At 43.0% G+C, this 14285-nt stretch carries 14 protein-coding genes; 4 read left to right on the top strand and 10 right to left on the bottom strand.

Annotated features, from left to right (window positions below; genetic code table 11):
• Positions 1-917, top strand: a 917-nt coding sequence (locus L4C33_RS13310) for a putative bifunctional diguanylate cyclase/phosphodiesterase (RefSeq protein ID WP_428812910.1), incomplete at its 5' end; no start/stop codon positions are given.
• A gap of 10 nt (positions 918-927) precedes the next feature.
• Here L4C33_RS13310 and rimI read toward each other — a convergent pair.
• The 4 genes from rimI to ubiT form a co-directional block, all read right to left on the bottom strand.
• Complete coding sequence (gene rimI, locus L4C33_RS13305) at positions 928-1374, bottom strand: ribosomal protein S18-alanine N-acetyltransferase (protein ID WP_428812909.1); 447 nt, start codon at positions 1372-1374, stop codon at positions 928-930.
• Positions 1367-1768 carry a DNA polymerase III subunit psi gene (locus L4C33_RS13300; protein WP_428812908.1) on the bottom strand — a complete coding sequence of 134 codons (402 nt, stop codon included), beginning with the start codon at positions 1766-1768 and terminating at the stop codon, positions 1367-1369. Before L4C33_RS13300 ends, rimI begins: the two co-directional genes overlap by 8 nt.
• 104 nt (positions 1769-1872) lie before the next feature.
• Positions 1873-2376 carry a GNAT family N-acetyltransferase gene (locus L4C33_RS13295; protein WP_428812907.1) on the bottom strand — a complete coding sequence of 168 codons (504 nt, stop codon included), beginning with the start codon at positions 2374-2376 and terminating at the stop codon, positions 1873-1875.
• Entirely contained in the window at positions 2360-2887 is a 528-nt protein-coding gene (ubiT, locus tag L4C33_RS13290) for a ubiquinone anaerobic biosynthesis accessory factor UbiT (RefSeq protein ID WP_428812906.1), read from the bottom strand. Before ubiT ends, L4C33_RS13295 begins: the two co-directional genes overlap by 17 nt.
• Positions 2888-3101: 214 nt before the next feature.
• Between ubiT and L4C33_RS13285 the strand changes: the two genes are divergently transcribed.
• The 3 genes from L4C33_RS13285 to L4C33_RS13275 all read left to right on the top strand — a co-directional run bounded on the left by L4C33_RS13285 (position 3102) and on the right by L4C33_RS13275 (position 7197).
• Positions 3102-5141, top strand: a complete 2040-nt coding sequence (locus L4C33_RS13285; RefSeq protein ID WP_428812905.1) for an EAL domain-containing protein — start codon at positions 3102-3104, stop codon at positions 5139-5141.
• Positions 5142-5282: 141 nt separating this feature from the next.
• Positions 5283-6296: a ubiquinone anaerobic biosynthesis protein UbiU gene (gene ubiU, locus L4C33_RS13280; RefSeq protein WP_428812904.1), complete on the top strand. Its 1014-nt coding sequence runs from the start codon at positions 5283-5285 to the stop codon at positions 6294-6296.
• Positions 6297-6318: 22 nt separating this feature from the next.
• Positions 6319-7197, top strand: coding sequence for a U32 family peptidase (locus L4C33_RS13275; protein WP_428812912.1), 879 nt, complete (start codon positions 6319-6321; stop codon positions 7195-7197).
• 78 nt (positions 7198-7275) lie between these two features.
• Here the strand turns inward: L4C33_RS13275 and L4C33_RS13270 are convergent, their stop codons facing one another.
• The 6 genes from L4C33_RS13270 to truB form a co-directional block, all read right to left on the bottom strand.
• Positions 7276-8613: an MATE family efflux transporter gene (locus L4C33_RS13270; RefSeq protein ID WP_428812903.1), complete on the bottom strand. Its 1338-nt coding sequence runs from the start codon at positions 8611-8613 to the stop codon at positions 7276-7278.
• 98 nt (positions 8614-8711) lie between these two features.
• On the bottom strand, positions 8712-9119 hold the full coding sequence (locus L4C33_RS13265; RefSeq protein WP_428812911.1) for a MarR family winged helix-turn-helix transcriptional regulator: 408 nt from the start codon (positions 9117-9119) through the stop codon (positions 8712-8714).
• A gap of 117 nt (positions 9120-9236) precedes the next feature.
• Entirely contained in the window at positions 9237-10160 is a 924-nt protein-coding gene (gene nlpI / locus L4C33_RS13260; protein WP_428812902.1) for a lipoprotein NlpI, read from the bottom strand.
• Positions 10161-10287: 127 nt separating this feature from the next.
• Positions 10288-12408 carry a polyribonucleotide nucleotidyltransferase gene (gene pnp / locus L4C33_RS13255; RefSeq protein WP_428812901.1) on the bottom strand — a complete coding sequence of 707 codons (2121 nt, stop codon included), beginning with the start codon at positions 12406-12408 and terminating at the stop codon, positions 10288-10290.
• 383 nt (positions 12409-12791) lie between these two features.
• Positions 12792-13061 (bottom strand): 30S ribosomal protein S15, encoded by a 270-nt coding sequence (gene rpsO, locus L4C33_RS13250; RefSeq protein WP_010436144.1) that lies wholly within the window; start codon positions 13059-13061, stop codon positions 12792-12794.
• A 195-nt stretch (positions 13062-13256) separates the two neighbouring features.
• Positions 13257-14210: a tRNA pseudouridine(55) synthase TruB gene (gene truB / locus L4C33_RS13245; RefSeq protein ID WP_428812900.1), complete on the bottom strand. Its 954-nt coding sequence runs from the start codon at positions 14208-14210 to the stop codon at positions 13257-13259.
• Positions 14211-14285 lie beyond the last annotated feature (75 nt).

Genomic DNA, 14285 nt, shown 5'->3' with positions numbered 1-14285 from the left:
GCATTGATGTACTGCGACAAGCAGATACCGCTTTGTACCGAGCTAAGGTCGCAGGTAGAAATAAATACATGTTTTATGAGCCGGAAATGCAGGCTCAAGTTGAGTCTTTTCTTGAGATAGAGAAAGGATTACATGAAGCACTAAGCAAGGAGCAGCTTGAACTGTACTATCAACCTCAAGTAAACGATAAACACGAAATTATCGGAGTTGAGGCGCTAATTCGGTGGAACCACCCAGAACGAGGGCTGCTACCACCAGGAGTCTTCATGCCGATCGCTGAAGAGACAGGTCAAATACTACAGATTGGTGACTGGATCATCGAACAAGCTTGCTACCAATACGCAAAATGGGAAAAACAGGGCGTGTTACCACCAAGCTTCCATAGACTCGCGATCAACATTAGTACGTTGCAATTTTCGCAGGAATCCTTTGTCGAACATATCACCCATACACTCTCTCAGGCGGGAATCACCGGGGAGCACATAGAGCTGGAAATTACAGAAAGTCTRTTATTAGAAAATGTTGAGGATGCCATCCAAAAAATGGCTCAACTTAAAGAACACAATTTGCAAATATCTATTGATGACTTTGGTACTGGATACTCATCACTTCGTTACCTAAAACATCTGGCAGTAGATGTACTTAAGATTGACCGTTCGTTTGTTACGCAACTACATTTAGATGAAAGTGATCAAGCCTTAGTCGATACGATCATTATGACAGCAAGGCGATTGAACTTAGAGGTAATAGCGGAAGGGGTAGAAGACTGTTTAGAATTGGAATCTCTCAAGTCATTGGGTTGTAAACAATTCCAAGGTTATCTATTTGATAAACCGCTCCCTGTAGCTGAGGTCACACAGCGACTATTGCAACCTCACTATAATTTAGCTTCTGAAGCTTTAGCGAAAAGCAGCTAGAAAAGTCACCTTAGAAGAAGATGTAACTCATGATGATTGCATCTTCTTTGCCCTTACTTGTTGGGTAATAATTACGTCGGCGATCAACCTCGTTGAACCCTACCCATTCATATAACCCGAAGGCACTCTGGTTGCTTTCTCTCACCTCTAACCAAGCACTGTCTGCTTTAGCGTTTTCGCACATCTGTAAAAAGAACTCGATCAACGCCTTACCATAGCCTTTACCTTGCTCACTAGGATCAACTGCAATATTCAGCAATGTCACTTCACCAACTATGTTCTGAGCGTAAAAGTAGCCCACAACTTTGTCGTTCACGACTAAAACATGGTGACATGCCCCACGGCTCTCAACATCCGCTACCATAGACTGTTTCCATGGGTGAGAGTGGGCAGCTTGTTCTATCATCCATACCGCATCAATATGGCTATTATTCAGAGAGATAAATTGATTAGTCATCGTAACTACAAATTTGTTGCCATAAAGCACGGCGGTGTTGGTTATTACCATCTATTTCAGACAGTAACGGCGATTGTAAACTTTTGGCTTTGACGCTTTCAGCAGCTGTACAGCCTGCAAACCACACCCACTCTAATCCATCGTCATTGATGGAAGAATATTCACTCGGCGTGACAAACAGAGCCTGTTCAAGATTCAGTTTGATACTTTTCAGCACTCGTTCAAACATCACCGCAAGTTGGCCAGAAGGTTTTTCAGGGGAAACCAAAAGTAACTTACAGTTCTCTGGCAATACACAAGGTTCGACTTGATAACCCTGTAAACGCTCAGGGTGTGCCAGTTCCCAGTAACTGATCCCCATTTCTTGTAGGTATTGCAATTCGTTTTTCGGCATAAAAAACCCTTATAGAAGCGAGCAGATACTAACAAAAAATAAAGGAGCATCAAGCTCCTTTATTTTTAATCAACATCATAGCGATTTAATGTCATCACTATAGCTTACAAAGCATTGAACTCAGGGCTATATTCAATTTGGCCAGAATGACCACAAAAACAGCCTTCAGCAAGTTCAATCGCTTGGAATGCACCTTCTGGTACTTCCCATTGGCACTTAAAATCAAACTGACTCGCAGTTTTGAATCCAAAACGCCCATAAAAGTCAGGATCACCRAATACGACGCAACCTGGGTAACCAAATTCGAATAAAGAAGCAAAGCCTTCTTTAATCAAAGATGCAGCAACACCTTGGCTACGGTGATCTTCTTTCACCGCTAACGGGGCCAGCCCCTGCCAATTATAGTCCTCACCTTCAACGGTTACTGGACTAAACATAATGTGGCCGACAACTTCACCGTCATCAGTACAAGCAACTAACGATAACGTTAGGTGGCTATTTTCTCGCAAACTCATGACTAGGTTTGCTTCAGCCTCAGTCTCAAAAACCGTTTTCAATAATCGGTCAATCACTAAGATGTCAGCTGGTGCTTCAGTTCGAATAAGCATTCATTACCTCATTTTGTGGTTGAGGAGATTGTACTCCTTTCTGCACAAAATCGGCTAATTGATTTAACAACACTAAAACCGGTTTAGGAAGCATCTCTAAATCAACGCTGTCCATTAAGTTTTTCACTTCAAGTCCAAGTTCAGTATCGCCTTCAATACTTAAGCGACGTTGAAAGAACAACGTGTCAGGGTCTTCTTTGCGGCCTGCAATTAAAACAAGGTCATTCAAGTTCCCACTAAAGCTCACGTCTTCATTGACTTCAGTATCGGCAACAACAAGCTTTTCGTCTTGATAGCTAATACACCAGCTTAAGTTCATGTCTTTTATCGAAACTTTCAACCACTTATCTTCTAAAAACTCAAAATCACCATCTTCAAGTGCTTCTTTAAACACTGTTTTCAGCCCCTCAAGTAAGGCCTTTTTTTGTACTGCTTGCGGCAATAAGTGGACTGGAGATCGCAAAATTGACGCTGCATTTTGAACTAGTTGAGTGCGTAGCTTGTTTATCACGTGACTTATCCGTAACTTTATCAATAACAATTGAACCATCATAAATGATGTGCCAACCTAGATTACTGTTGTGTATCAAACAATTTGCTTCGCCATTGAACCTTTAATATCGACAAAATCACAGTTATAGTTAAACGGTGACTGCCGTTTAGTTAAGACATCCCCCTTCACCTCAGGTGAATTAACCCGTTTCTGGAGACTTAGTAGTACTTTGATGCTTCCCCAACAACTACAGCATTGGTTTGCAAAACTCACATCTAATAGCCCGTTTTTTTTCGCGCTTATTGATAGCCAACATAACTATTGTATGGTCAATCAACGCTATTGTGATATTGCAGGATTAAGCCAAGCTGAATTAGTGGGTATGAATGACAGCCAAACACTAGGTGAACAATTCTACAAGCACATAAAACCGTACTATGAGCGAGCATTCTCTGGCGAAAGTATTGAAGCAGAAATCACGCTCAACGAAACCGATTTAGAAACCAGTATTCACTTTAGTATTTCTCCTCTTGAGAAAAACAGCAAAACTGAATTCGTTGTTTTCCACGCTATCGACACCTCAGAAAACCAAGTACTGATACGATCGCTAGAAGAAGCTGAATCTAAATTTCATAAGCTAACTCACCTACTTCCTGACGGTTTACTGCAAGTTGAAGATGACTACATTTTGTCAGCTAACCCAGCTGCAGCTAGGCTACTTGGGTTTAACTCAACTTCAGAGTTAATCGGAGAAGAACTTGGTCGACTCTTTATTGATGCACAAACCAAAACAGTTTTTAACAACAAGATAGGATCGCTTGTTGGTGAGACCGGTTTGGTTTGTCTGACCGGAGCTCGATGTGGCTTTGAACGTAAGATACAGTTACATGTCGACTCAATGGCGCTATTGGGCAGTGAATCGCAAATAGTCTTATTACAAGACGCGCAAGACGCACCAAAGCAGCTTGCCGCAAGTAACAATGAAGACGCCTATATCGACGTTCTAACTAAGCTCTACAATCGTCTTGGTTTTACTAAACGACTTGAGCAGTTCATTCACAATGACACTGCCGTAGTCATGCTCTATTTAGACATCGATAACTTTAAGAATATTAACGACTCTCTAGGTCACCATATCGGCGATAAGGTAATTAAAGAAGTTTCCTCTCGTCTTAAGCGACTAATGCCAAGACAAGCCGTCGTCGGGCATCTTGGTGGAGATGAGTTCGGTATTATTCTTCCAGAGCCTGAAAACAACCAAGTTGCAGAAACCCTAGCCGATAAGATTATTTCTCTTATTAACCAACCATTTGATCTGCACCACTTCAGTAAGCGATTGGCTTGTTCTATTGGTAGCGTCCAGTTTCCACAAGATGGCAATGACGCACGTATATTGCTGCAAAATGCAGATACAGCAATGTATGAAGCCAAAGATCGTGGGCGTAATCGCTTAATCAAATTCAATGATCGAATGAACAAAGAAGCCCGTATGCGTCTTTGGTTAGAGATCGAACTGCAGAAAGCATTACAACAAAACGCCCTTGAAGTTTGGTATCAACCTAAAGTCAACGCACGTGATTTTAGTATTAACGGTGCCGAGGCTCTAGTTCGTTGGAAACACCCGGTAGAAGGCTATATTAGCCCAGGCGCTTTCATCCCTGTCGCAGAAAGAGCTGGTTTGATCGAGCACCTTGGTCGCGTGGTCATGCGAGAAGTATTCAATACAGTTAAACGTTGGAAAATGCAGGGAATATTACCCGGCAGAGTTGCAATTAACTTATCTCCAGAACAGTTTGGTAACCCAAAACTGATCGACTATATGGAGAACTTACTGCGTACGACAGATTTAGACCCAAGCTCGATTACTTTTGAGCTGACAGAAAGCGCAGTCATGAGCGATAGTGCCCATACTTTGCAAATGTTGAATGCGATTAAAAAGCTGGGATTTGATCTGTCGATTGATGATTTTGGTACCGGTTATTCATCACTTTCTTACCTCGCCCGTTTCCCAATTGACGAGCTAAAAATAGACCGCGCCTTTATCAGTGATATCGATACCCTACCGAAGCAAATCACGGTTATTGAAAACATCATCAACCTCGGTAAGTCACTTGATTTGACTGTAGTTGCTGAAGGTGTCGAAACGCGCGAGCAAGCAACATTACTTTCAAACCTCAACTGTAACTCGATTCAAGGCTTCCACTTCTATCGTCCACAACCTAAAGAAGAAGTTGAAGAGTTGTTTGCACAAAATCGTCGCCATAAGAACTAGTAGCGTTAGATAAACGAACTTTATAGCTACCTCTAACTGAGTAAAACTCGATTTATTCAACTAAACCTGCCTCACATCAATTTTGCCATTCATAAGCTTTCATAAAATGCTCCTCACGATTTTTCTAATGGTAGTGAGCAAATGGAACTCCTATGTCCAGCAGGTAACTTACCTGCCTTAAAAACAGCAATTGATTGCGGAGCTGACGCGGTCTATATCGGTTTCAAAGATGATACCAATGCCCGCCACTTCGCAGGTCTTAACTTTGCAGGTAAAAAGCTGGATCGCGCAGTCCAGTATGTTCATGACCGCAATAAGAAAATACACATTGCTCTAAATACATTTGCTCACCCAAATGGCTTCGAACGTTGGACTAACGCCGTTGATCAAGCTGCCGATCTGGGTGTAGATGCACTGATCGTCGCCGATATTGCAGTATTAGAATATGCTGCCAATAAGTACCCTAATATGGAACTGCACCTTTCCGTTCAGGCATCTGCTACCAATGCTGCTGCCATTGATTTCTACCACAAAAACTTCAACGTAAAACGTGTAGTACTACCCCGCGTATTGTCGATTCATCAGGTCAAACAGCTTTCTCGTAACATCACCTCTGACGTTGATCTTGAAGTATTCGCTTTTGGTAGCCTGTGTATTATGGCTGAAGGACGCTGTTATCTTTCCTCTTACATGACAGGCGAGTCCCCCAATACCGTTGGGGCATGTTCACCTGCTAAATATGTACGCTGGCAAGAAACAGATGACGGCCTTGAGTCTCGTCTTAACGAGATTCTTATCGACAAATACGCAGCGGGAGAAAATGCTGGTTATCCAACGCTATGTAAAGGCCGCTTTGAAGCTGATATTGATGGTGAACGTAAACGCTATCATGCTCTTGAAGAGCCAACGAGTCTTAACACTCTTTCGATGCTGCCAGAGTTATTTTCAGCCAATGTCGCTTCTGTGAAAATTGAAGGTCGCCAACGCAGCCCAGCCTATGTCGAACAAGTAACTCGCACATGGCGCGCAGCGATTGATCGACACCAATCCAATCCAGAACAGTACCATGTAGAACAGGCTTGGAACGCTGCGTTAGCAAACGTATCTGAAGGCACTCAAACGACACTTGGTGCTTACCACCGTAAATGGCAATAGAGGATAAGTAATGGACAACTCAATGAAATACGCATTAGGCCCGCTACTTTATTTCTGGCCAAAGCAAGATGTTGAAAGCTTCTATGAACAGGCTAAATCTAGCTCTGCTGATATCATCTACCTCGGTGAAGCAGTATGTTCAAAGCGCCGCGAAATGAAAGCCAAACATTGGATGGATATCGCTAAAGAGCTTTCTTCTTCAGGTAAGCAAGTCGTCCTGTCGACTATGGCTTTGCTTGAAGCGCCAAGCGAAGTCAACATCATGAAGAAGTACATCGCCAATGGTGACTTTGCGATCGAAGCCAATGATGTATCTGCAATTCAACTCGCAAGCGAAAGCAAAGTACCTTTCGTAGTTGGCCCTGCAGTGAACACCTACAATGCACGCACGCTGAACCTGTTCTTGAAACAAGGCATGACACGTTGGTGCATGCCCGTTGAGCTTTCTCGCGAATGGCTCAGCAACGTAATGACACAATGTGAAGAGCTTAATATCCGTCATAAATTTGAAGTAGAAGTGTTCAGCCACGGTTACCTTCCACTTGCTTACTCTGCACGGTGCTTTACCGCTCGTGCTGAAAACAAAGCGAAAGATGACTGCGAAACTTGCTGCATCAAATACCCAACAGGATTACAGGTGGACAGCCAAGAAGGCCAATCCGTATTCAATCTCAACGGTATTCAAACCCAATCTGGTTACTGCTATAACTTGATTAACGATTTGCCAAACATGAAAGAGTTGGTCGATGTCGTACGCTTGAGTCCATTGGGTGTTGATACATTTTCAGAACTTAATAACTTCAAAGCCAATGAACATGGTGATAAGCCTATGAAAATTGCCGACCGACAGTGCAACGGTTATTGGCATCAACTCGCTGGATTAGAAGTGAAAAATATCTAATCATTAGTGAAGTTAGTGGGATAAACACAAAAGGTCTAGCGAATCGCTAGACCTTTTTTATTGTCAGAAGTCGTTCCGTTACGCTGCTACTGGATTGAGCGGTGCTGATTCTAGTTTCTTCATATCTTTCATCAACATCGCAATAACAACGACACTCAAGGCAATATTAGACAGCGGATACGCTATCCAGATCCCCTGTACACCGAACAGCTTCGGCATAATATAAAGGAATGGTAGTTGAATAAGCATATTGCCGACAGTAACAAACATCGCCTTACTGCCTTTGTTCACCGCCTGGTAATAAGCCCCAGCGACTACTAGAAACCCATCAAGAGCCAGTGCAAACATATGTAAGCGGATACCCAGAACCGTATATTCGACCAACTCAGGTTCCTGAGAGCTAAATACGGAAACAAACYCTCTTGGGAAAATATTCAATAAAATAATGAATGCCATACCAACCGACACAGAGCTAACCATTGCAACCTTAAGTAACTTGCGAATATTCGCAGGGTTACGCGCTCCATGATTGTAACTCACTAGTGGCTGCATGCCATTGGCAATGCCTTCTGCCGTGAGGTAATAAACCGTCACGATATAGCCAAGAATGGCATAAGCACCAATCATTAATTGGTTACCGTACTGAGCAAACAACGCATTGTGTAAAGCCACCATCATCGAGCCATAAGCATACATAAAGAAGCTTGATGTGCCGATTGCAAAGATCTGTGGGATTGCGGTTAACTTCAATCTCAATTCACTCCATCGCAGACGGAGTTTTGCTCTACGAGAAAAGAAGTAAGCGAGCCCGAGTCCAGTCACGACAAATTGAGCAATCGCAGTTGCCAATGCAGCCCCAGTCAGCTCCCAATTAAGCCAAGCGATGAATGCATAATCTAATACGATATTAATAATGGCTCCAACCACCATTAAAATAGTGGCCAAATTAGGGCTATCATCATTGCGCAGTAAAAATGGCATGGCTATTGACCCTAGGGTAAACAAGCTGCCGCCGATCAATATATGTAGATACTGTAAACCAAGATCAAAAACTCGCCCTTCAGCTCCTTGCCAAAGCAAAAAGTTTTCAGAAAACAGAAACAGGATCCCTGCCACGAAAGGTGACAGCACCAGTAGTAAGGTTAACCCTGTTGCTAAGACTTGTTTAGCGCCTTGATTGTCTTGCTCTCCCTGACGGATCGAAACCAAGGCACCAGTACCAACACCCACTAACATACCCAAGCCAAGGATCGAGCCAATTACGGGCCAAGCAACATTGATCCCTGCAAGTCCATCGGCCCCGACATAACGACCAATAAAAATCCCATCAACCACTTGGTACAAGCCGTTGACCAGCATTGCTGCAACTGTAGGAATGGTATATCGCCAAAATTGACGATAAATAGAATTACTCATAGAGGTTTCTCTTTCTTTTCGTTACTGAGCAACCTAGCTCCCTAGGAGTTTAGTTACCCAGCAATTTAGTTAACAAGGCTAACTAATTGGTAAAATATTTATTTCAAAGCTTTGTTCAACAACAAGCTCAGTTGAACGGCTTCTTCCTTTGAAAGTTTTTTCTCTAATCCTTGAGCCATAATTCCATACACTCGACTTTCGTCTTCCAAGCCACTCACGGCTTTTGGCGTCAGTGCCACTCGTTTAGAACGAGCATCTTCAACACAAGCTTTCCTTTGTACCAGCCCCTTTCGTTCCAGTCTCTGCACCATGTTAGTTACTGATGGTTTAGTGACTTCCATCTCTTGAGCGAGATCAGTCAGTCTAATCGGCTCTGAAGCTGACTGAATAACCTTTAGGTAATCATATTCATTGAAGCTTAACTGAGCGATGGGATCTTCCTTGCTATGCACTCGCCAGATTTTGGCCGCAAAGCGCTCTATTTGCTCTAAGTTGTCAGTAAGCATCAATTTACTCATTTAGTTAGCTAGGCTAACTATTTTAATATCAGATTAGATTATACGCAATAAAAAACCGTTGAAATATTCAACGGTTTTTCGACGTAAGGCTTTTCGTTTCAATAATTATTGTGGGACTTGCTGCTCTGCTGCTGCAGCTTTCGCCTGTGCTATACGATCGGCTTTTACTTGATCGAAGATTCGTGCAAGCTCCAAGAAAGAATATCGATGCTCTACATACTCATAAACATTAAAAGATAATGCTAACTTATACAGAGAAATTGCATTCGCGTAGTCACCTTGCATGTGGTATCGCTTTGCAAGATAGAAATACGTTTCTGTTAAGCGTTGAGCGAGTAAAGTGTTGTCACGAGTACCTGCTAGGATAGCCTTGAACGCTTGTTCTTCAGAAATATCTTGCAGCATGATAGCAACAAGTACCCAGCCCCAAGACTCATCTCGCTCTGCATAGCGAGCCTGTAAATCCTGAGTAGCTTGTTCTGGTGCAAGTTCAAATTGAATGATGTATGACCAAAGCGCTCGGAAAGGGTCACTTGGATCGTCAGAGTAATGCTTCATCATTTCTTCATTTGCTAATTCGTATCGCTCACCATAATAAAGTGCGATAGAGCGATTACGCTCAGCATAAGAATTCTCTGGGTCGAGCTCTAGTGTTGAATCAAACGCTTCATAAGCAGCATCAAACTCGCCAACTTGAGTGAAGAATACACCTAATAAATTGAAGATATCTGGCTGAGCCGGATTAAGAGAAAGCGATTGGTTGAAGTCAAGACGAGCTAGATCGCGTAAGCCTACGCTATCGTAGTAATTACCGCGCTCATAAAGCATTTTCGCTCGTACTTCATTTTTCAAATCAGTACGTTGCAATAATTGAGTAAGACGAGCGATTTTTATTTCTTGCTGCACACTAGCTTGCAGTGGCACCGCCATTGGTGGGTAAACCCATTGTTGGCTTGTTTTTTCTGATGTGGAAGCACAACCTGTCAGCGCTAAAAGCAGACACAAACTCGCGGTTTGAAACCATTTCACGAATAAATACTCCTGTTATGACCGCAATAAAAAAGGGAGCGATATGCTCCCTTTATAACATGCTTTTGAACAGATGGGCTATAAAACGCCAAAAAGCGCTAAGCTCATCGATTCATAAACAATAGAATTACTCAGCTGCTGGCGCTTCGCCTTCCACTGGAGTTTCTACTGCTTCTTTCATGCTTAGACGTACACGGCCTTGGCGGTCGATTTCAAGTACTTTAACTTTAACTTCTTGGCCTTCAGTTAGGTAGTCAGATACTTTCTCGATACGCTTATCAGCGATTTGAGAAATGTGTACTAGACCATCTTTACCAGGAAGAATCGTTACGAAAGCACCGAAGTCAGCTAGACGTGCAACTTTACCAGTGTAGATAGTACCTACTTCAACTTCAGCAGTTAGAGCTTTAATGCGGTTGATTGCATCTTCAGCTTGCTCACCAGAAGTCGCAGCAATTTTAACTGTACCGTCATCTTCGATTTCAATAGTTGTACCCGTTTCTTCACATAGAGAACGGATAACAGCGCCACCTTTACCGATAACGTCACGGATCTTATCAGTGTTGATCTTCATAGTATGAATACGAGGAGCGAACTGAGAAATATCTTCACGAGCACCAGAGATAGCTTCATCCATTACAGAAAGGATGTGCTTACGTGCACCTTGCGCTTGGTTAAGTGCAATTTGCATGATCTCTTTAGTGATACCTTCGATCTTGATATCCATTTGAAGAGCAGTAATACCGTCGTTAGTACCTGCTACTTTAAAGTCCATGTCACCTAGGTGATCTTCGTCGCCAAGGATGTCAGAAAGAACAACGAAATCGTCGCCTTCTTTAACAAGACCCATTGCAATACCAGCAACAGAAGCTTTAATTGGAACACCAGCATCCATAAGAGCTAGAGATGTACCACATACAGAAGCCATTGAAGAAGAACCGTTAGATTCAGTGATTTCCGATACAACACGTACTGTGTATGGGAATTCTTCAATAGAAGGCATAACCGCTTGGATACCACGTTTAGCTAGCTTACCGTGACCAATTTCACGACGCTTAGGAGAACCAACGAAACCAGTCTCACCTACACAGTATGGAGGGAAGTTGTAGTGTAGAAGGAAGTGGTCTTTCTTCTCACCCATTAGGCTATCGATGATTTGTGCATCACGCTGTGTACCCAGTGTTGCAGTAACAAGAGCTTGAGTTTCACCACGAGTGAATAGAGAAGAACCGTGAGTACGTGGAAGTACACCAGTACGTACGTCTAGCGCACGAACCATGTCTTTTTCACGACCATCGATACGTGGGTTGCCAGCGATGATGCGGCTACGTACTACGTTTTTCTCTAGAGAACCAAGCATGCCGCGGATTTCGCGCTCGTCTAGCTCTTCGTTTTGAGCAATAAGAGTTTCAACAGCTTCGTTCTTGATTGCGCCAACTTGCTCGTAACGAGCCATTTTTTCAGTAATTTGGTACGCGTCAGAAAGACGAGTTTCCGCTAGCTCAGCAACTTGTGCTTTAAGCTCAGCGTTTACTACTGGAGCTTCCCAGTTCCACGCAGGAGTAGCAACTTCTGCTGCAAACTCGTTGATTGCTTTGATTACTACTTGCTGTTGGTCGTGACCGTATACAACAGCAGAAAGCATTTCTTCTTCAGATAGGTTATCTGCTTCAGATTCAACCATAAGTACAGCGCCTTCAGTACCAGACACAACTAGGTCTAGTTTAGAGTTTTCAAGCTCTGTGTTTGAAGGGTTAAGTACTAGTTCGCCATCAATGTGACCTACACGTGCAGCACCGATTGGACCATTAAATGGAACACCAGCAATAGAAAGTGCAGCAGACGTTGCGATCATAGTGATCATGTCTGGGTTTACGTCTGGGTTGATAGAAACAACCGTCGCGATAACCTGTACTTCGTTTTTGAATGCACTTGGGAAAAGTGGACGAATTGGACGGTCAATTAGACGAGCTGTTAGCGTTTCAGCTTCAGAAGGACGGCCTTCACGCTTGAAGAAACCACCTGGGATTTTACCAGCAGCGTATGTACGCTCTTGGTAGTTTACTGTTAGCGGGAAGAAATCTTGACCTGCAACTGCTTCTTTCTTTGCAACAACAGAAACGAATACTGAAGTATCGTCCATTGTCGCCATAACAGCAGCAGTAGCTTGACGTGCAATAACGCCTGTTTCTAGAGTTACGGTGTGGTTACCGTACTGGAATGACTTTACAACTGGTTTTTCAAACATTGTATATCCTTCATCTGAAAATTACTTTTCAGAATAAGTGAATGAGCGCTCCGCAATAACTAATCGCGACTAGTAAAAAAAGACGTATCAACCACCAATAAAGACACTTAGCTTTAATGGGCGGAAACATCTGCTTTTAATAGTCGCGACCTATTGGCCGACATCTGTGACTGTTATTGTTGAGCAAAATGAAGTGCTAAATAATCAAACAATTATTAGCGTGCAGAAGTATAAACTATTTTCGTGGGAAGAGACATTTTCGCGACTAAAAATCAGGTTAACCGCACAGAGATCCCTCATTTCTCACTTGATGAAATATGACAGGCACAAAAAAAGGAGCATAAATGCTCCTTTTCTTCAAACTGTCTTTGCAGACATCGCTATTAGCGACGTAGGCCTAGGCGCTTGATTAGGTCTTGGTAACGAGCAAGGTTTTTACCTTTCAAGTAGTCAAGAAGCTTACGACGGCTAGAAACCATGCGTAATAGACCACGACGGCTGTGGTGATCGTGTTTGTGCGCTTTGAAGTGACCTTGTAGGTGGTTGATAGAAGCAGTAAGTAGTGCTACTTGTACTTCTGGTGAACCTGTGTCGCCTTCAGATTGTGCGTATTCTGCAACGATTGCTGCTTTAGTTTCTGCATTCAGAGACATAATGCTCTCCTGATAAGAGTAGTTTAATATTTGTAGCAGCCAATCTCTGATTCAGCCGCTACGCGAGCCGAGGATTATAGGGAAGTTTCACTATAAGGGCAATAACAATCGAGCGTAGAATAAACAAAAAAGCGGATACCTAAATAAGATATCCGCTTTCATAAATCAAATCAGCTGACTGTGATTCAGACTCGATTAAGCTTGTGGCTCTTCATCTCTGAAAACAACCAAACGCTTTGGTGCAACTCGGCCATCTTCAGCAATCTGTGCAACGCCAACAAACAGTTTTTCTTCACCACTTGTCATACGTACAGTGCCTTCCGTCGGTGCTCCTGATACTTGAACCGGCATACCATGTTGAACAAGGTCTGTCAGTTCTGCATTTAGGTTCACTTCTGGTAAGTCTTCAACAGCTGTATCCATTGGCATCAGCAGTGGATCAAGCAACTCTTTAGGTGCAATATCTTGCTCTTGAGCTTGTTCTAAGATCTCGTTCAGTTGCTCTAATGTCACCATACGCTCATACGGGTACTTTGCCACGCCAGTGCGACGAAGCATTGTTACGTGTGCACCACAGCCCAACATTTCACCAAGGTCATCAGTGATCGTTCGAATGTAAGTACCTTTTGAACAATGAACTTCCATCTCAACTTCATCGCCTTCAAAGCGAAGAAGTTCAATCGAGTAAACCGTGATTTTACGAGATTCACGCGGGACTTCGATACCAGCTCGCGCGTATTCATATAACGGCTTGCCTTGGTACTTAAGCGCAGAGAACATCGAAGGGATCTGGTCAGTTTCACCTTTGAAGCTTTCAATACAACGTTCAAGCTGTTCTTGAGTTACATTCACTTCTCGAGTTTCAACTACTTCACCATCAGAGTCAGAAGTATTGGTACGCTCACCAAGCTTTGCAATCACAACGTAGCGTTTATCAGAATCTAAAAGAAACTGAGAAAACTTCGTTGCTTCGCCAAGACAAATTGGCAGCATGCCAGTCGCAAGAGGATCCAAAGCACCTGTGTGCCCTGCTTTCTCTGCAAAGTAAATTCGCTTTACTTTTTGCAGTGCATCATTAGATGAAATACCTGTCGGCTTATCTAATAGAATTACCCCGTTAATAGGGCGACCTTTACGACGGCGAGCCATTACTCTTCACCCTTCTGTTCAGTATCTTCATCACGACCAGCTTCTTGCTGTTTACGCTTATCTTCACTTAATACT

The organism is Vibrio makurazakiensis (assembly GCF_050337375.1).
Lineage (GTDB): Bacteria > Pseudomonadota > Gammaproteobacteria > Enterobacterales > Vibrionaceae > Vibrio > Vibrio makurazakiensis.
The sequence above is the reverse complement of the archived record's forward strand: the minus strand, read 5'-3'. Positions and strand labels throughout refer to the sequence as shown.

What these genes read in the sequence shown, in the direction of transcription:
- rimI (WP_428812909.1), bottom strand. Translation starts at nt 1,374, where the DNA reads ATGACTAATCAATTTATCTCTCTGAATAATAGCCATATTGATGCGGTA.
- L4C33_RS13300 (WP_428812908.1), bottom strand. Translation starts at nt 1,768, where the DNA reads ATGCCGAAAAACGAATTGCAATACCTACAAGAAATGGGGATCAGTTAC.
- L4C33_RS13285 (WP_428812905.1), top strand. Translation starts at nt 3,102, where the DNA reads ATGCTTCCCCAACAACTACAGCATTGGTTTGCAAAACTCACATCTAAT.
- ubiU (WP_428812904.1), top strand. Translation starts at nt 5,283, where the DNA reads ATGGAACTCCTATGTCCAGCAGGTAACTTACCTGCCTTAAAAACAGCA.
- L4C33_RS13275 (WP_428812912.1), top strand. Translation starts at nt 6,319, where the DNA reads ATGAAATACGCATTAGGCCCGCTACTTTATTTCTGGCCAAAGCAAGAT.
- L4C33_RS13265 (WP_428812911.1), bottom strand. Translation starts at nt 9,119, where the DNA reads ATGCTTACTGACAACTTAGAGCAAATAGAGCGCTTTGCGGCCAAAATC.
- pnp (WP_428812901.1), bottom strand. Translation starts at nt 12,408, where the DNA reads ATGTTTGAAAAACCAGTTGTAAAGTCATTCCAGTACGGTAACCACACC.
- rpsO (WP_010436144.1), bottom strand. Translation starts at nt 13,061, where the DNA reads ATGTCTCTGAATGCAGAAACTAAAGCAGCAATCGTTGCAGAATACGCA.
- truB (WP_428812900.1), bottom strand. Translation starts at nt 14,210, where the DNA reads ATGGCTCGCCGTCGTAAAGGTCGCCCTATTAACGGGGTAATTCTATTA.